We start from the raw sequence: 16,750 nt of genomic DNA, 5'->3' as shown, positions 1-16,750 counted from the left end.
CATGAGTGGACGCCACCGTAAACCGACCACGTCCAGCGTCTCTGTCGCCAAGATCGCCTTTACCGGCGCGGTTCTTGGTGGCGGCACCATCGCCCTCGCCGCGCAGGCTTCCGCCGCGACCGACGGCGAATGGGACAAGGTAGCCCGCTGCGAATCCGGCGGGAACTGGGCCATCAACACCGGCAACGGCTACCAGGGCGGGCTGCAGTTCTCGCCCAGCACCTGGAGCGCCCACGGCGGTGGCGAGTACGCGCCCGCCGCGAACATGGCCAGCAAGGACCAGCAGATCGCCGTCGCCGAGCGCGTCCTGGCCAGCCAGGGCCGCGGTGCGTGGCCGGTCTGCGGCACGGGCCTCTCCGGTTCCACCCCGCGCAACGTCGTGAAGAACAACCCGGCGCCGGCCCCGGCCGCCCCGCTGGACAACCCCGAGCTCAATGCCGCGGCCGACCCGGCCCCGGCGCACGAGGCCGCCGCTCCGCTGGACGCGCCCGCCCCTGAGGCCCCCGAGGGCCCCGCGATCGTCAACGTCGCGAACGAGATCCCCGCCCCCGAGGCCCCCGTCCTGGACGTGCCCGAGGCTCCCGCTCCCGCCCCCGAGGCTCCGGCCCCGGCCCCCGAGGCGCCCGTCGTCGAAGCGCCCGCCCCGGAAGCCCCGGTCGAGGCCCCGGCGCCCGTGATCCAGGCCGCCAACTGGGACACCACCGACGCGCCCGCCGAGCCCGGCGTCTGGGCCCTGCACGCCAAGCAGGACCTGCCGGTCGAGCCGGCCCCGGTCGTCGACGCCCCGGCCCCGGCCCCGGCTCCGGCCCCTGTTGCCGACGCCGCCGCTCCCGCGCCGGCCGCCCCGGTCGCGCTCCAGACCCCGCCGAACGGCACGCCGCACCTCGCCAGCCCGACCAACCTGCCCCCGGGTTCGACCATGGAGGCACCGGACACGGGCGACAGCGCCAACATGAGCTACCTCAAGCAGCTGTGGCACGCGGTCCAGAACAACGACATCTCCGGTCGTGACGCTCTGCTCGCGGTTGCCTCGACGCGCACCGGCGCCCCCGGCGGCAGCATCCCGGCCCCGCCGAACGCCCCGGCGCCCGGCCCGGCTCCGATCGTCGACGCCCCTCCGGCTCCGTAATACATACAAAGAGAATCGCCCCGGTCATCGACCGGGGCGATTCTCTTTCCGTTGACTCTGTATTCAGGGCGCAGCAGCTCGAGTAGCTTGCGCCCTCAGTGCAGGATCAACACAACGCAGACCTCCACTGCCGTTGACTCTGTATTCACGGTGCAGAAGCTCGAATAGCTTGCGCCCTCAGCGCAGGCTCGACGGAGACGCTCAGGCCGAGCCGACCCATTCGTCGGTGCCGTCGGTGAAGAACTGGTGCTTCCAGACCGGCAGCCGCTCCTTGACGGTGTCGACCAGCAGCGCACACGTGCGGAATGCCGCGGCGCGGTGGTCGGCCGATACCGCAGCCACCAACGCCGCGTCGCCGATCTGCAGCACCCCGATCCGGTGGCTGACCGCGATGGCCCGCACACCTTCGGAAGCGGCGGCGACGTCGGCGGCGACCTCGGCCAGGACCTCCGCGGCCGACGGGTGCGCCGAGTACTCCAGCCGTGTCACCCCGCGGCCTCCGTCGTGGTTGCGTACGACACCGGCGAAGCTCACGACGGCTCCGGCGGCGCTGTGGTCGACCAGCGCCTCGTGGGACGTGACATCGATCGGCGATTCACTGAGGTCGGCGCGGAGCACGATCACCCGGCATGGTCCTTTCCACTGAGCTGGTCGAGCGCGTGGTCGAGCACCCCGGCCAGCACGCCCAGCCCGTCCTTCACTCCCCCGGACGAACCCGGCAGGTTCACGATCAGCGTCCGGCCGGCGACGCCGCACACACCACGGGACAGCACCGAGGTCGGGACGTGCGGCAGCCCGGACTGCCGGATCGCGTCGGCCAGCCCGGGGATCTGGTAGTCGAGGACCTCGACGGTGGCCTGCGGGGTGGCGTCGGTCGGGGAGATTCCCGTGCCGCCGGAGGTGAGGACGACGTCTACGTCGTCAGCGATCGCGCGGCGCAGTTCGGCGCCCACCGGGGCGCCGTCGGTGACGACGACGGGCGCGGGCACGTCGAACCCGCGCTCAGCGAGCCAGGCGACGATGAGCGGGCCGGTGCGGTCCTCGTAGACGCCGGCGGCGGCGCGGGTGGAGGCGATGACGACGCGGGCGGTGCGCCTCATGCTCGTTCCCAGAGGCCGGTCTTGCCGCCCTCCTTGCGCAGCACCCGGATGTCGTCGATGCGCGCGGCCGGGTCGACGGCCTTGATCATGTCGTAGAGCGTCAGCGCCGCGACGCTGACGGCGGTGAGGGCTTCCATCTCGACGCCCGTGCGGTCGGTGGTGCGCACGGTGGCGGTGATGCCGACGGCGTCGCCGCTCGCGCTCGTCTCGAACGCCACCTCGACCTTGGTGAGCGCCAGCTGGTGGCACAGCGGGATCAGGTCGCTGGTGCGCTTGGCCGCCATGATGCCTGCGACGCGGGCGGTCGCGAGCGCGTCACCTTTGGGCAGTCCACCGCTGGTGATGAGGTCGACGACGTCAGCGCGGGTGTGCAGGACGCCCGCCGCGACGGCGGTACGCCGGGTGGCGTCCTTGGCGGACACGTCGACCATGTGGGCCGCACCCGTTTCGTCCAGGTGCGAGAGCTCCACGGCTACTTGTTGACGACGGTGACCGGGTGCATGTACGGCAGCTTCTCGGCCGGCAGCGGGAACTCCAGGTCGCCGAAAGGCGAGAGTGCGCCGGTACGGTCGGTTGCCAGCTCGCTCACGGCGTGGTCGTCACCGGAAACCTCGGGCCAGCCATTGTCGACGTACTGGTTCTTCTTCTTGTCAGCCACGGATGACATTGTGGCAGGCGCTGCGCCCGCTGGCGAGGCCGGGCGCCGGAGGACGCGCGGACGACAAAGTCACCTGCTTTACGCTGGTCAGCAATGATCGACGAATCCCCGGGTGTGCCGCTGGGCTCCTGGCTGGCCGACATGTCGGACGCGCAGCTGGTGCAGCTGCTCAGCGTCCGGCCCGACCTCACCCAACCGCCGCCGGCAACCCTGTCGGCGCTGGCGGCCCGCGCCCAGTCGCGGCAGTCGGTCAAGGCCGCGACCGACGATCTCGATTTTCTGCAGCTGGCTGTGCTGGATGCGCTGCTGACGCTGCAGGCCACGACCATCGCGGTGCCGACCGGGGCGCTGTTCAAACTGCTGGCCGGGCGCGCCAACAAGAAGGTCGTCACGTCGGCGCTCGACGAGCTGCGCACCCGCGGGCTGGTGTGGGGCGGCGACACGGTGCGGGTGGTCTCGGAGGCGGCGTCGGTGCTGCCCTGGTATCCCGGACAGGTCACCGTCGAGAACCCCGACGCCGACGGCATCGCCGCGAAACTGGCCGCCATCGACACGCCGCAGCGGGAGCTGCTGGAGCGGCTGGCAGACGGATCCCCGATCGGCCGGACGAAAGACGCGGCTCCCGGAACCGCACCCGACCGTCCGGTGCCGCAGCTGATCGCGGCCGGACTGCTGCGCCCGATCGACGACGAGACGGTGATCCTGCCGCGACTCGTCGGCCAGGTGCTGCGGGGCCAGGCACCGGGGCCGACGACTCTGACACCACCGGCACCGTCGACACCCGTACTCGCGGAGCAGGACGTCGACGCGGCCGCGGCCGGTTCGGCGATCGACCTGCTGCGCGAAGTCGAGCTGATCCTCGAAACCCTTTCGGCGACACCGGTTCCCGAGCTGCGCAGCGGCGGCCTCGGGGTCCGCGACGCCAAGCGGCTGACCAAGGTCACCGGCATCGACGAAGGCCGGCTGTCATTGATCCTGGAGCTCTGCGCGGCGGCGACGCTGATCGCATCGGGCATCCCGGACTCCGACGACTACGACGACGGCCCCTACTGGGCGCCGACCGTGGCCGCGGACCGGTTCATCGAATCGAGCGCCGCGACGCGCTGGCACCTGCTGGCCACCACCTGGCTGGACCTGCCGTGCCGTCCCGGCCTGGTGGGCAGGCGTGGGCCCGATGGCAAACCCTATGCCGCCCTGACCAATGCACTGTATTCGTCGGCCGCGCCGCTGGACCGCCGGCTGCTGCTGACGGTGCTCGCCGAGCTGCCGCCGGGCGGCACCATGGACACCGCCACCGCCTCGGCTGCGATGCTGTGGCGCCGGCCGCGCTGGACCGCCCGGCTGCAGCCCGAACCCACCGACGAATTGCTCACCGAGGCACACGCTTTGGGCATGGTCGGCCGCGGCGCCATCGCCGGACCCATCCGGCTGCTGCTGGCCGGCGCGCCCGAGGAAGAGGTCGTCGCCGCGATGGCGGCGGCACTGCCCGACCCCATCGACCATTTCCTGCTGCAGGCCGACCTGACGGTCGTCGTCCCCGGGCCGCTGGAACGCGACCTCGCCGACCAGCTGGCGACCGTCGCCGACATCGAATCTGCCGGTGCGGCAACCGTTTACCGCATCAGCGAGCAGTCCATCCGCCGCGCCCTCGACACCGGCCGGACCGCCAGCGAGATCCACACCCTGTTCGCCCGGCACTCCAAAACGCCGGTGCCGCAGGGCCTCACCTACCTCATCGACGACGTGGCCCGACGACACGGGCAGCTGCGGGTCGGCATGGCATCGTCGTTCATCCGGTGCGAGGACCCGGCACTGCTGGCGCAGGCGCTGGCCTCCCCCACGCTCGAGCAGTTGAGCCTGCGAGCCCTGGCCCCCACCGTCGCGGTGTCACCGGCCCCGATCGCCGACGTGCTGGCCGGCCTGCGCACCGCGGGCTTCGCGCCGGCCGCCGAGGACTGGTCGGGCACCATCGTCGACCTGCGCCCGCTCGGCGCGCGCGTCTCCACGCCCATCCACCGCCGCACCTTCCGGCACCCGCAGGCGCCGAACGAGAAGACGCTCGGCGCCATCGTCGCCGTCCTGCGGCAGACCGGCCGCGGCGGCAACGGGGAACGGCTCGACCCGGCGGCCGCCATCTCACTGCTGACCGACGCCGCACTGACGCAATCGTCGGTGGTCATCGGGTACGTCGACGCCGCCGGGGTGGCCACGCAGCGCGTGGTGGCGCCCGTCAACGTCCGTGGCGGCCAGCTGACCGCCTACGACCCGGCCGCCGGGCGGGTCCGCGAATTCGCGATCCATCGGGTGACCTCGGTGGTTGCCCCGGAATAACGCGTGCCGTGGTCCCGTTCCCCTCGCGGGTGGGAGGCCCGGCACGCGGGAAAATGGACAACTCGCGCGCGTCTGGATAATGGATCGGATGGCCTGCGAGCGAGTAATGGAGTGGATGGCGCATGACTGGGCAGCGAGCAACGAAGTGGATCGCGGATGACTGACGGCCCGCTGATCGTCCAGTCGGACAAGACCGTGCTGCTCGAGGTCGACCACGAGCAGGCCGGGGCGGCGCGGGCGGCGATCGCGCCGTTCGCCGAGCTGGAGCGTGCGCCCGAGCACGTGCACACCTACCGGATCACGCCGCTGGCGCTGTGGAACGCGCGCGCCGCGGGCCACGATGCCGAGCAGGTCGTCGACGCGCTGGTCAGCTTCTCCCGCTACGCCGTGCCGCAGCCGCTGCTGGTCGACATCGTCGACACCATGGGCCGCTACGGGCGCCTGCAGCTGGTGAAGCATCCCGCGCACGGACTGACGTTGGTGAGCCTGGACCGCGCGGTGCTCGCCGAAGTGCTGCGCAACAAGAAGATCACCCCGATGCTCGGGGCCCAGATCGACGACGACACCGTCATCGTCCACCCGTCCGAGCGCGGCCGCGTCAAGCAGATGCTGCTCAAGATCGGCTGGCCCGCAGAGGATTTGGCGGGTTACGTCAACGGCGAGGCGCACCCGATCGCGCTGGAGCAGGACGGCTGGAAACTGCGTGACTACCAGGAGCTGGCCGCGGATTCGTTCTGGTCGGGCGGCTCCGGCGTCGTGGTCCTGCCGTGTGGCGCGGGCAAGACGATGGTCGGTGCGGCGGCCATGGCCAAGGCCGGCGCGACGACGCTGATCCTGGTCACCAACACCGTCGCCGGCCGGCAGTGGAAGCGCGAGCTGATCGCGCGCACGTCGCTGACCGAGGAGGAGATCGGCGAATACTCCGGCGAGCGCAAGGAGATTCGGCCCGTCACCATCGCGACGTACCAGGTCATCACGCGCCGCACCAAGGGCGAGTACAAGCACCTCGAATTGTTCGACAGCCGCGACTGGGGCCTGATCATCTACGACGAGGTGCACCTGCTGCCCGCGCCGGTGTTCCGGATGACGGCCGATCTGCAGTCCCGCCGTCGACTCGGCTTGACCGCCACGCTGATTCGCGAGGACGGCCGCGAGGGCGACGTGTTCTCGCTGATCGGGCCGAAGCGGTACGACGCGCCGTGGAAGGACATCGAGGCGCAGGGCTGGATCGCGCCCGCCGAGTGCGTCGAGGTCCGGGTCACCATGACCGAGAACGAGCGCATGACGTATGCGACGGCCGAGCCCGAGGAGCGCTACAAGCTGTGCTCGACGGCGCACACCAAGATCGCGGTGGTGAAGTCGATCCTGGCCCGGCATCCCGACGAACCGACCCTGGTGATCGGCGCCTACCTGGACCAGTTGGAGGAACTCGGCCAGGAGCTGGACGCCCCGGTGATCCAGGGTTCGACCAAGAACGCCGAACGCGAGGCCCTGTTCGACCAGTTCCGGTCGGGCGAGATTCGCACCCTGGTGGTGTCGAAGGTCGCCAACTTCTCCATCGACCTGCCGGAAGCCTCTGTGGCCGTTCAGGTTTCGGGGACGTTCGGGTCACGCCAGGAGGAGGCCCAGCGCCTGGGCCGGCTGCTGCGCCCCAAGGCCGACGGCGGCGGCGCGGTGTTCTACTCGGTGGTCTCGCGCGACAGCCTCGACGCCGAGTACGCCGCGCACCGCCAGCGCTTCCTCGCCGAACAGGGCTACGGCTACGTCATCAAGGACGCCGACGACCTGCTGGGACCCGCTATCTAGCGAGTCCCAGCAATCAGGTGCGGCCGTGACCGCCGGGGACTACGCTCGTCGCAGTTCGCCCCACCCGCGGAGGTCACGGATGACGTACGACTACGACTGGCTGGTCATCGGATCCGGTTTCGGCGGTAGCGTCTCGGCGCTGCGGCTGGCCGAAAAGGGTTATCGCGTAGCGATTCTCGAATGCGGCCGCCGATTCGAGGATGCCGACTTCGCGGACGAGACCAAGGACGCCAAGAACTACTACTGGGCCCCGCAGGTCGGCATGCGCGGCATCCTGCGGCTGACGCTGTTCAAGGACATCTTCATCGGCTCGGGCTGCGGCGTCGGCGGCGGCAGCCTGGGTTACGCGAACACGCTCTACCGGGCATTCCCGAATTTCTACGAGAGCCCGCAGTGGAAGGGCCTGGCCGACTGGGAAACCGAACTCGCGCCGCACTACGACGAGGCGGAGCGGATGCTCGGCGTCACCGAATATGACGACGACGGACCGGCGGACCTGCTGTTGAAGGAGTACGGCGAATCGATCGGCGTCGGCGACACCTACCGACGCACACGCGTGGGCGTGTTCCTCGGCAAGCCGGGCCGGACCGTGCCGGACCCGTACTTCGGCGGCGACGGCCCGGACCGGACCGGCTGCATCAAGTGCGGTTCGTGCATGGTCGGCTGTCGCCACGGCGCCAAGAACACGTTGCGCAAGAACTACCTGTGGTTCGCCGAGAAGCTCGGCGTGCAGATTTTCAGCGAGCGCGCGGTCACTGACATCAAGCCGCTCGACGCCGACGGTTCCGCGGGATACGAAGTGACACACCAGAAGAGCGGCGCGTGGGGCAAGCGCACCACCGAGAAGCTGCGGGCCCGTGGCGTCGTCGTCGCGGCCGGCGCGCTCGGCACCAACCGCCTCCTACAGCGCTGCAAGCTCAGCGGTTCACTGCCCAACATCTCCGACCGGCTCGGCTATGTGGTGCGCACCAACAGCGAGTCGATCATGGCGGTGATGGCACCCAAGGACTACCCCGACGACTTCACGCACTCGATCGCCATCACCTCGAGCATCTACACCGACCCGTCCACGCACATCGAGGTCGTCACCTACGGCAAGGGCGGCGACAGCCAGTCGCTGCTGTTCAACCTGATGATCGAGGCGGGCAAGCGGGGCACCCGGCCGCTGCATTTCCTGGCCGCGGCCGCGAAAAACCCGAAGGCGGCGCTCGCGGCCTGGAAGATCAAGGACACCTCGCGGCGCGTGATCATCCTGCTGGTCATGCAGTCCATCGACAACGCGATGCGTCTGAAGGTGAAGATGCGGCTCCCCAACGGCAACGTCGCCCTCACGACCGAGCAGGATCCGAACAACCCCAACCCCGATTTCGTACCGGCCGCCTACGACGCGGCGAAATGGTTCGCCCGCCGAATGGGTGGCGTCGCGTATTCCGGTGTGACAGAAGGTATTTTCGCGATCCCGTCGACGGCGCACATTCTCGGCGGCGCGGTGATCGGCGCCTCCCCCGAGACCGGTGTCGTCGACAGCCGCAACCACGTCTTCGGCTACGAGAATCTTCTGGTCACCGACGGTGCGGCCGTCCCGGCCAATGTGGGCGCCAATCCGAGCCTGACGATCACCGCGCTCGCCGAGCGCGCGATGACGTTCATTCCGGCTAACGCGCCGGCTGTTTGACGACGGTCAGCAGCACCACCGAGTCGGCGAGCGCCTTCAGGCTGTGCCGGGTGGACGGGATGATGAGATGGTCGCCGGCCATACCGTCCCAGCTGGCCTGTTCGGCGACGAGGCGCACCCGGCCCTGCAGTACCTGAAGCGTGGCCTCGCCGGGGCTCTCATGCTCGCCCAACTCGTTGCCGTCGGCGAGAGCGATCAGCGTCTGCCGCAATGCATGCTCGTGGCCGCCGAAGACCGTGTGAGCGCTGCGCCCGCCGTTTCCATCGCGCGCGATGTCCAGATGCTGGCGGGCCAGCGCGGTCAGCGAGATTTTCTCCATGCCTCAAATATCCGCTTCAGCAATGCCCGCCGGAACCGTTTGGCGGTTTAAATCACGCGCAGCGAATCCCCCTCGCCGGGGAAGCGACGACGCAGTGCATCGAGCATCCGCTGCACTTCCAGGACCCTCCGGCGCAGTGCGAGCAGAGCGTCCGTCGGGGACTCCGCCCCCGTCTGCGCGGTGGCCTGAGCGCGCCGGGTTCGCCGCTCCAACACCGTCATCTGGTCTTCCAGATCGGCGATCTCGTCGAGCAGCAGTGCCGCGAACAGCCGCGATTGCGCCAGGTCTGCGCGGTGGGCGGGCCTGGACTCGGCCTCGAACCGCGACCGCCCACCGACGGCACCGGGGCGCACCGTGCGCCGGGTGGCCGTGGCATTGGAAGGGATCGGCACCGGGACGGCTCGGCGTCCGGTTTCGCGCATCGTCGGCAACATGGCGCAATGATCACCGAGACTGCACCTTTGCGCTACCAGCCGTTCATCTTCCGGACCAGAACCGGACACCTTCGAGGAAAGGCTCAACGGAGCGCGGTGGGCCGCCCGAAGCGGGCCTGCACCCCCGGCGAGAACAACGCGCGCAACGGCGGCCCCACCGGCACCACTCCACTGGCGGGCACCAGATCGTCGGTCAGCTCGACCACCTCGGCCCGTCGCAGCGGCCAGGTCGGGTGCTCGTTGGGCACCCACCACGTCCGGCCGGCCTTGCGGGTGTGCGCACCCCAGCGGGCCGTCAGCCACACCTCCAAGGGTGTGGGGTCGACAGGCGCACCGATCGCGAGCTCCGCCAGGGTCCGCAGACCCCGCTCGGGCCAGCGGCGCGTGCCCACGTAGGTGATCCGGTCACCGGTGCGGGTGACGCGCAGTTTGGCCCAGGTATAGGGCACCCCCATGCCGAGGCGGGTCGCCCCGACGACGGCCAGCCGCGTCGTCTCCAGCGACCGGAACAGCACCCCGTGCCGGCCCGCGGCGTCCACCGAATACAGCCGCACATTGGTTTCGGCGAAGGCCCCGAAATAGGGCAACGGCACGCGGCCGGCCACCGCCGAGCGGTGCATGACGAATGGCACCAGGCCGACGTACGTCAGCCCGTCGGAGAAGACGTCCGGCGCGGTGCCGGGCGGATACAGGTGCGCGATGCTCGCCGGGTCGACGGGCCAGTGCAGGAACGTGAGGTCACCCCAGAACTGTTCGACCCACACCGGCGGCCGCAGCGGCGGTGCGTCGACCAGAAACCCGTCCATGGCGGCTAGTCACTGAGCGCGGGGATGACGTCCCGCTCGAACGCCTCGATGCTCGACCTGTCGTAGGCGGCCTCCGGGAAGTACAAGATGGCGTACTCGCTGCCGAGATCCTTGATCTTCCGCAAGGTCTCGATGACCTGTTCGGTTGTGCCGCAAGCGGAATCGGGTGATGTCAGGTTCTTGACCATCGCGTCGACCGCACCCTCGTGCGCGACGGTGACCTGACGCTCCCGGATGCGCGCGATGCGCGCGGCGACGTCCGCCTCGGACTCCCCGATCACCACGTTGAAGTTGGCCGAGCGGACGATGCCGTCGTAGTCGGTACCGACCTCGCGGCAATGCTGTTGCAGCACTTCGGATTTGTGCGCGAAGCCGGCGGGCTCGGAGGTGAAGTTGGTGTACTGCGCGTACTTCGCGGCGATCTTGAGCGTCACCTTCTCACCGCCACCCGCGATCCACAGCGGAATGCCTTTGTCCTGCAACGGTTTGGGCTGCACGATGGCGCCATCGACCTGGTAGTGCTTGCCGTCGAAGCTCACCACACCGTCACGCCAGGCGGTGCGCATGATCTGCACGCCCTCATCGAGCCGGGCCAGCCGCACACCGGCCGACGGGAAACCGTAACCGTAAGCGCGCCATTCGTGTTCGTACCAGCCGCCACCGATGCCCATCTGCACCCGGCCACCGGAGATGATGTCAGTGGTCGCCGCGACCTTCGCCAGATACGCCGGGTTGCGGTAGCTGATCGCGGTACACATCTGGCCGAGCTTGATCCGCGAGGTTGTCGCGGCGTATGCCGCCATCAGCGTCCACGCCTCGTGCGTGGCCTCCGAGGTCGGCATCGGCACGGTGTGGAAATGGTCGTAGACCCACAGCGAATCCCAGGGTCCGGCGTCGGCGTACGCGGCGAGGTCGCGCATCACCTGCCATTGGTCCTGCGGGGCGATCCCCACCAGATCGAGTCGCCAACCTTGCGGGATGAACAGTCCGAAGCGCATGGTTCCGACTTTAGGCGGTACGCGCCCCCGGGCAGCTCTGCTCCACGAATCAGCGTCGGGAACCCCCACGTCGCGGGCATAGGCTGACAACCATGGCACCCGATTTGCGCGTCGATCCGCAGGTTCTGACGGCCGCGGCGAGCACCATGGCGTCGTGCGGCTCCGCCGTCGGCGAGGTCAAGCCGGGAGAACCGCTCAACGCGGCCGCGGCCGGCATGTCCGGGCTCGCGTCCGGCGGCGCCTGCCAGCGCGTCGGCCCGCTGCTGAACACCGACTGCCAGAACCTGGGCAAGGCCGTCACCAGCTTCGCCGACTCACTGCGCACGGCGGCCACGAAGTACCAGAGCACCGACGCCGCGGCGGGCACCGCCATCGGCAAGACGATGCCGGGACGCTGATCAGCCCGGCAGGCGGTTGTTGATCTTCAGGCCCGCGAACAGCGCCAGGACCAGCACGAAGAATCCGACGCGCGTCCAGCTGCCGCTGGCGTCGCCACGGATGGTCTGGTAGCCGATCTGCTGCTGCAGGTTGGCGTACACGCGGGTCAGCTGATCGAGGGTCTCGGCGCGGTACGACTCACCGCCGGTCACCTTCGCGATCTTCTGCAGTGACAGATCGTCGGTCGGGACCGGCACTTCCTGCCCCTCGTAGGTGATGACACCGGACGGCGTACCGAACGAGATGGTCGAGATCACGACGTCCTGGTCTTTGGCCGCGCGCGCCGCCGTCAGTGCGCCGCGCGGATCGTTCGGATCCGCAGGCACGGTTTCCTTACCGTCCGACATGAGCACGATGTGCGCGGGCGGTGGACCGTCACCGCCGCCCATGACGGCGTCGAGGGTGGCGATGGCCTGCAGCGCCGTGAAGATGCCTTCGCCGGTCGCGGTGCGCGGGGACGGCTCCAGGGTGTCGATGGTCCGCGCCACGACGTCGTGGTCGCTGGTCGGGGCCACCAGCATCGTTGCGCTGGACGAGAATTGGACGAGGCCGACGCTGATCCCGTTGGTCAGGCCTTTGACGAACGTCTTACCGGCGCTCTTGGCCGCCTCGATGCGGCTGGGCTTGACGTCGGTCGCGATCATCGATTCGGAGACGTCGATGACGAGCATGACGACGGCGCGGTTACGCGGAATCCGGATGTCGTGCGTCGGTCCGGCCATGGCGGTGGTGAGAAAGACCAGCGAGACCACGAGCAGGACCGCCGGTAGGTGACGCCACCGCGACCGGGTCTTCGGCCGTGCCGCGACGACCTGCTCCAGGAGCTCGGTGTTGGCGAACCGCAGCACCCGCTTGCGACGGGCCTTGCGCAGCAGCAGATAGATCGCGACGGCGCCGACGACGGCAATCAGGTACAGGAAGAACCAACCGCTCGAGAACCCGGACAGCGTCAGTGGCCCGATAAAGGGGATCTCCAACAGGCACTCTCCGTTGCGTTCGGCGTCGATCGCTCAGACCGATATGGGGCAATCGTACCGACGCCGCCGTGTGGGGCACTGCGCGCGACATCCTGACCAGGTGTGGTCGGCGCGAATGCCCTCAGTCCGGCAGCCCGAGCGCGGCCATCGCGCCGTCAACCGTCGCCCGCCTCAGCTGGTCGGCCGGCACGTCCGGGAACTGCAGGCAGCAGTCCTGCAGACCGCCGAACGCGATGACGGCCCGCGTGGCCTGTTCGAGGGTGGGTCGCCGCCCGAAGACCAGCTTGCCCAGCCGCTCGCGCCACGCCAGCATGCTGTCGATCAGCCCCAGGTCGGCGAGCGTCGTCAGCTCGGTGACGATGAGCATGAGGTCGGCCCGGTGTCGGTAGTGGAAGTCGAAGTAGCCCTGCAACAGCTCGCGCGGGGTGGCCCGGGCCGAACCGCGCAGGCGTTCCTGGGCGGCCACGAATTCCTCGCCCTCGTCGACCAGCGGCTGCAGGATGCTGCGCACGAGGTCCTCACGCGAGCTGAAGTGATAGTAGAGCGCGGGTTTACTGATGCCGAGCTGATCGGCGATGTCCTGCAGGCTGGTGCGCTGCACGCCCTTCTGACTGAATAGCTCGCGCGCCACATCCTGGATGCGCGTGCGGGTCTCGGACGGGGTTCTCGCCACGTGGCCACCCTAACTTACTTAACGGGCGGTAAGCTGACCCGACATCCACTTACCGACCGTTAAGTAAATGCGGAGGAATCCATGAAGGTGCTCATCTCTGGCGCCAGCATCGCCGGACCGGTCCTGGCCTACTGGCTGTCCCGCAACGGATTCGACGTGACGGTGGTCGAACGCGCGCCGGCCCTGCGCAAGACCGGTGGTCATGCCGTCGACCTCTTCCGGCCGGCCATGGAAATCTCCGAACGCATGGGCGTTCTGGACCGGATCGAGGCCCGCGCCACCGGGACCACGATCCTCTCGCTCAACCGTCCGCCCAAGAACCGGTGGAACAGCATCGACTACGTCAAACTCATCGCGGCCATGTCCGACCGGCACGTCGAGATCATGCGCGACGACCTCAGCCAGGCGTACTACGACGCCGTCCGTGACGACGCCGAGTTCCGCTTCGGGGACCAGATCACGTCCATCACCGACGCCGGCGAGGTGACGTTCGAGCACGGCACTCCCGAGCGGTTCGACCTGGTGATCGGCGCCGACGGCCTGCACTCGGGGGTCCGGCAGCTGACCTTCGGTGATGTGGCCAGAGAACGGTTTCTCGGCGGCTATCTGGCGGTGGTGTCGGTGCCGAAAATGCTTGCGCCCAAAGGTGAGATGAGCGGCTACCTGGCGCCGCGGAAGATCGCCATGGTGTACAGCGCCGACCATCTCGAGGACGCCCGAGCGGTGTTCATGTTCCGCACCGATGCGCCGCTGGACTACCACTACCGCGACGTCGCCGCGCAGCAGCGCCACTTGCACGCGGCGTTCGCCGGCCTGGTCCCCGAAGTCGACCACTGGCTGCGGGAGATGGACCATACGCCGGCGTTCTACTTCGACGCCATCACCCAACTGGAGATGAGTACCTGGTCGCGGGGACGCGTCACGCTGGTCGGGGACGCCGGGTACTGCCCCGGTCCGGGAGTCGGCGGCAGCACCAGCCTCGCGGTGTACGGCGCGTACGTCCTGGCACATGCCTTGACCGCGGCTCGCGGCGATCACACTGCCGCGTTCGCCGCCTACGAACGGACCATGGCCGCACCGGTGGCCGGCAGCCGCACCATGGCGCAGGTCAACGCCAGAACCATCGTGCCGGGATCTGCTTGGGGCGCAAGGGCACTCCTCGGCGTCGCGCGGACCATATCGGTGTTGCCCAGGGGCCTGACGCAACGGCTGGCCCGGCTCAACGAGAAGGGCGTCCGGCTGTACGACACCATGCCGCTGCCGGACTGACGTCTACGCGTGTGGCCGAAGCCGCTGCGGTGTCACCCATTTTCGCTACGTTGGATTCATGGCCCTTTCCAAGGATGAACGCGAAGAATTTCTGGCCGAACCACACATCGGGGCGCTGTCGGTCAACGCCGGCCCGGACCGCGGTCCCCTGACGGTGCCGATCTGGTACCAGTACAGCCCCGGCGGCAAGCTGTGGCTGCTCACCGGTCTCGACTCCCGCAAGCACAAGCTGATCCAGGCGGCCGGGCACGTGTCGCTGATGGCCGAGCGGCTCGAGCCGACAGTCCGCTACGTCGCGGTCGACGGCCCGGTGCTCAGCATCGAGACCGGCACCGATGAGCAGCTGGTCGAGATGGCCGAGCGCTACCTCGGTAAGGAGAAGGCCCCGGCCTACCTCGAGATCGCCCGGCGCGAGCACGGCCCCAGCGTGACCGTCACCGTCGACCCGAAGCACTGGCTGTCGGCCGACCTCGGGGCGCTGTGATGCCATGTCGTCCCGACAGCGTCTGTTCCGGGTCTTCTACCGGCTCGGATTTACCCCGTGGGACGGGCATCCACTAGCCAACAGCCTGCGTGAGCTGGTCGAGGGTGACAATGCCCTGACGCCGGGCACCGCACTCGACATCGGTTGCGGCACCGGCGACAACGCGTTGTATCTGGCCGGACTCGGCTGGGACGTCACCGGCATCGACTACGTCGCGACCGCAGTCCAGAAGGCGCGCGCGAAAGCCGCGAAGCGGGACGCCTCGGCGTCGGGCGCGGTGCGGTTCGACCAGGCCGACGCCACCCGGCTGACGGGCCAGGGCATCGGCGCCGACTTCGCGCTGATCGTCGACAACGGGTGCCTGCACGGCATGAGCGCCGACGACCGCGACGCCTACGTCGGCGAGGTGACGGCGGTCGCGGCGGCGGACGCGCGCCTGCTGATCGTCGCGTTCGTGCCGGGCGCCTCGTTCGGGGTGCCCGGGATCGATCCGGCCGAAGTGGAGCGGCGCTTCGCGCTCGGGTGGACGCTGCTCGACAGCGGTGACGAACCCGGCTTGGATCACAACGGCAAGAACCCGGCGCGGTACTACCTGTTCCAGCGGCGGCGCACCTGAAGTTTTGCGGCCAGACTGCCCGGCATCCGGCCGTCGGTCGCCGGGCGTAGCGTGGCCACATGGGCGAACTTTCCGACGATGTGATCGCGTTTCTGTCCGAGGGCACACGTACCGCGGTGCTCGGCTGGGTGGCGGCTGACGGCCGGCCGCTGGCCGCACCCGTGTGGTTCGTGGTGGATGGCGGCGAGCTGGTGTTCAACACCGGCAAGGACACCGCCAAGGGTCGGGCGCTGGCCCGCGACCCACGCGTGGTGCTGTGCGTCGACGACACGTCCCCGCCCTATGCGTTCGTCCAAATTCAGGGCGTCGCGGCGATCAGCGAGGAGCCCGACGAGCTTCTCGACATCGCCACCCGTACCGGCGGCCGCTATATGGGCGCCGACCGCGCCGAGGAATACGGCCGCCGCAACGCCGTCCCGGGTGAACTCGTGGTCCGGGTCAAACCGACGAAAGTCATTGCCGCATTTGACGTGGCGGAGTGAGGACACCATGACCGACCTGACTGCATTCGCCGAGCTGTCCGCGCGTGATCACGGGCTGGTGGTGCTGAACACCCTGCGCGGTGACGGCAGCATCCAGTCCTCGGTGGTCAATGCCGGCGTGCTGCCGCATCCGACGACCGGGGCACCGGTCGTCGCGCTCGTCGCCATCGGGTCCACCCGCAAGCTGCGCAATCTGCGCGCCGATCCGCGCACCTCGGTCGTCGCGCACGCGGGGTGGCAGTGGCTGACGGTCGAGGGAACGGCGGAGGTCATCGGGCCTGACGACACCGACGCCGAGACCCTGAGGGTGTTGTTGCGCAACATCTTTACCGCCGCGGGCGGCACCCATGACGACTGGGACACCTACGACCGCGTCATGCGAGACGAGGGCCGTGCCGCGGTGCTCATCTCACCGACGCGGGTGTACTCGAACCCCGCGCGCTGACCTCGAAACCCGCCGCGCACCGGAAGCGGTCGGCGACGGCCGCCCGGCGACAGACGCACAGGTTTCCCGTATCCAGCCAAACTTGTTGTGCCCGTGCGACATCCGCCCTG

20 protein-coding genes are annotated in these 16,750 nt (G+C 69.2%); 10 read left to right on the top strand and 10 right to left on the bottom strand.

The genetic code is table 11. The annotated features are described in order from the left end of the window. The first annotated feature begins 1 nt into the window (after nucleotide 1). On the top strand, nucleotides 2-1,129 hold the full coding sequence (locus tag H289_RS0100990; protein ID WP_020098884.1) for a transglycosylase family protein: 1,128 nt from the start codon (nucleotides 2-4) through the stop codon (nucleotides 1,127-1,129). A 201-nt stretch (nucleotides 1,130-1,330) separates the two neighbouring features. Here H289_RS0100990 and H289_RS0100985 read toward each other — a convergent pair whose 3' ends face one another. Genes H289_RS0100985 through H289_RS0100970 form a run of 4 tightly spaced genes read right to left on the bottom strand, consistent with a single transcriptional unit; the run spans nucleotide 1,331 to nucleotide 2,896 of the window. Further along, a complete protein-coding gene (locus H289_RS0100985; protein WP_020098883.1) occupies nucleotides 1,331-1,753 on the bottom strand; it encodes a molybdenum cofactor biosynthesis protein MoaE in 423 nt (140 codons plus the stop codon). Then, a complete protein-coding gene (locus tag H289_RS0100980; RefSeq protein ID WP_020098882.1) occupies nucleotides 1,750-2,229 on the bottom strand; it encodes a MogA/MoaB family molybdenum cofactor biosynthesis protein in 480 nt (159 codons plus the stop codon). The genes H289_RS0100985 and H289_RS0100980 overlap by 4 nt, the downstream gene beginning before the upstream one ends. Continuing rightward, the gene (moaC, locus tag H289_RS0100975; RefSeq protein ID WP_051128370.1) at nucleotides 2,226-2,660 is read right to left on the bottom strand and encodes a cyclic pyranopterin monophosphate synthase MoaC; all 435 of its coding nucleotides are present in this window, start codon (nucleotides 2,658-2,660) and stop codon (nucleotides 2,226-2,228) included. The genes H289_RS0100980 and moaC overlap by 4 nt, the downstream gene beginning before the upstream one ends. Before the next feature lie 41 nt (nucleotides 2,661-2,701). After that, nucleotides 2,702-2,896: a hypothetical protein gene (locus tag H289_RS0100970; RefSeq protein ID WP_020098880.1), complete on the bottom strand. Its 195-nt coding sequence runs from the start codon at nucleotides 2,894-2,896 to the stop codon at nucleotides 2,702-2,704. A gap of 84 nt (nucleotides 2,897-2,980) precedes the next feature. Between H289_RS0100970 and H289_RS0100965 the strand changes: the two genes are divergently transcribed. The 3 genes from H289_RS0100965 to H289_RS0100955 all read left to right on the top strand — a co-directional run bounded on the left by H289_RS0100965 (nucleotide 2,981) and on the right by H289_RS0100955 (nucleotide 8,699). Continuing rightward, the gene (locus H289_RS0100965; RefSeq protein ID WP_020098879.1) at nucleotides 2,981-5,218 is read left to right on the top strand and encodes a helicase-associated domain-containing protein; all 2,238 of its coding nucleotides are present in this window, start codon (nucleotides 2,981-2,983) and stop codon (nucleotides 5,216-5,218) included. Between the two features lie 156 nt (nucleotides 5,219-5,374). Next, nucleotides 5,375-7,024, top strand: coding sequence for a DNA repair helicase XPB (locus tag H289_RS0100960; RefSeq protein ID WP_020098878.1), 1,650 nt, complete (start codon nucleotides 5,375-5,377; stop codon nucleotides 7,022-7,024). A gap of 79 nt (nucleotides 7,025-7,103) precedes the next feature. Further along, nucleotides 7,104-8,699, top strand: a complete 1,596-nt coding sequence (locus tag H289_RS0100955) for a GMC family oxidoreductase (protein ID WP_020098877.1) — start codon at nucleotides 7,104-7,106, stop codon at nucleotides 8,697-8,699. Here the strand turns inward: H289_RS0100955 and H289_RS0100950 are convergent. The 4 genes from H289_RS0100950 to H289_RS0100935 form a co-directional block, all read right to left on the bottom strand. Then, nucleotides 8,680-9,018 carry a cupin domain-containing protein gene (locus H289_RS0100950; protein WP_020098876.1) on the bottom strand — a complete coding sequence of 113 codons (339 nt, stop codon included), beginning with the start codon at nucleotides 9,016-9,018 and terminating at the stop codon, nucleotides 8,680-8,682. The two genes, H289_RS0100955 and H289_RS0100950, sit on opposite strands and share 20 nt — an antisense overlap. Before the next feature lie 47 nt (nucleotides 9,019-9,065). Continuing rightward, the gene (locus tag H289_RS0100945; RefSeq protein ID WP_155943980.1) at nucleotides 9,066-9,440 is read right to left on the bottom strand and encodes a hypothetical protein; all 375 of its coding nucleotides are present in this window, start codon (nucleotides 9,438-9,440) and stop codon (nucleotides 9,066-9,068) included. 95 nt (nucleotides 9,441-9,535) lie between these two features. Beyond that, nucleotides 9,536-10,258 (bottom strand): YqjF family protein, encoded by a 723-nt coding sequence (locus H289_RS0100940; protein ID WP_020098874.1) that lies wholly within the window; start codon nucleotides 10,256-10,258, stop codon nucleotides 9,536-9,538. Nucleotides 10,259-10,263: 5 nt separating this feature from the next. Next, nucleotides 10,264-11,256, bottom strand: a complete 993-nt coding sequence (locus tag H289_RS0100935) for an LLM class F420-dependent oxidoreductase (RefSeq protein ID WP_020098873.1) — start codon at nucleotides 11,254-11,256, stop codon at nucleotides 10,264-10,266. A 92-nt stretch (nucleotides 11,257-11,348) separates the two neighbouring features. On the opposite strand from H289_RS0100935, the gene H289_RS0100930 reads away from it, so the two are divergent. Beyond that, entirely contained in the window at nucleotides 11,349-11,654 is a 306-nt protein-coding gene (locus H289_RS0100930) for a type VII secretion target (protein ID WP_020098872.1), read from the top strand. Here H289_RS0100930 and H289_RS0100925 read toward each other — a convergent pair whose 3' ends face one another. Next, nucleotides 11,655-12,671 (bottom strand): VWA domain-containing protein, encoded by a 1,017-nt coding sequence (locus H289_RS0100925; protein ID WP_020098871.1) that lies wholly within the window; start codon nucleotides 12,669-12,671, stop codon nucleotides 11,655-11,657. It lies immediately after the preceding gene. Nucleotides 12,672-12,792: 121 nt separating this feature from the next. Beyond that, nucleotides 12,793-13,344, bottom strand: coding sequence for a TetR/AcrR family transcriptional regulator (locus H289_RS0100920; protein WP_020098870.1), 552 nt, complete (start codon nucleotides 13,342-13,344; stop codon nucleotides 12,793-12,795). An 81-nt stretch (nucleotides 13,345-13,425) separates the two neighbouring features. Between H289_RS0100920 and H289_RS0100915 the strand changes: the two genes are divergently transcribed. Genes H289_RS0100915 through H289_RS0100895 form a run of 5 tightly spaced genes read left to right on the top strand, consistent with a single transcriptional unit; the run spans nucleotide 13,426 to nucleotide 16,640 of the window. After that, complete coding sequence (locus H289_RS0100915) at nucleotides 13,426-14,613, top strand: FAD-dependent monooxygenase (RefSeq protein ID WP_020098869.1); 1,188 nt, start codon at nucleotides 13,426-13,428, stop codon at nucleotides 14,611-14,613. A gap of 58 nt (nucleotides 14,614-14,671) precedes the next feature. Then, complete coding sequence (locus H289_RS0100910) at nucleotides 14,672-15,097, top strand: pyridoxamine 5'-phosphate oxidase family protein (RefSeq protein WP_020098868.1); 426 nt, start codon at nucleotides 14,672-14,674, stop codon at nucleotides 15,095-15,097. A 4-nt stretch (nucleotides 15,098-15,101) separates the two neighbouring features. Then, complete coding sequence (locus H289_RS0100905; protein WP_020098867.1) at nucleotides 15,102-15,713, top strand: class I SAM-dependent methyltransferase; 612 nt, start codon at nucleotides 15,102-15,104, stop codon at nucleotides 15,711-15,713. A gap of 59 nt (nucleotides 15,714-15,772) precedes the next feature. After that, on the top strand, nucleotides 15,773-16,195 hold the full coding sequence (locus H289_RS0100900; RefSeq protein WP_020098866.1) for a PPOX class F420-dependent oxidoreductase: 423 nt from the start codon (nucleotides 15,773-15,775) through the stop codon (nucleotides 16,193-16,195). A 7-nt stretch (nucleotides 16,196-16,202) separates the two neighbouring features. Next, complete coding sequence (locus tag H289_RS0100895; RefSeq protein WP_020098865.1) at nucleotides 16,203-16,640, top strand: TIGR03618 family F420-dependent PPOX class oxidoreductase; 438 nt, start codon at nucleotides 16,203-16,205, stop codon at nucleotides 16,638-16,640. Nucleotides 16,641-16,750: the final 110 nt, after the last annotated feature.

Origin of the sequence: Mycobacterium sp. 360MFTsu5.1 (assembly GCF_000383495.1) — a bacterium.
In the GTDB taxonomy this organism is placed as follows: Bacteria; Actinomycetota; Actinomycetes; order Mycobacteriales; family Mycobacteriaceae; genus Mycobacterium; species Mycobacterium mucogenicum_B.
This window is presented reverse-complemented; position numbering and strand designations above follow the sequence as displayed.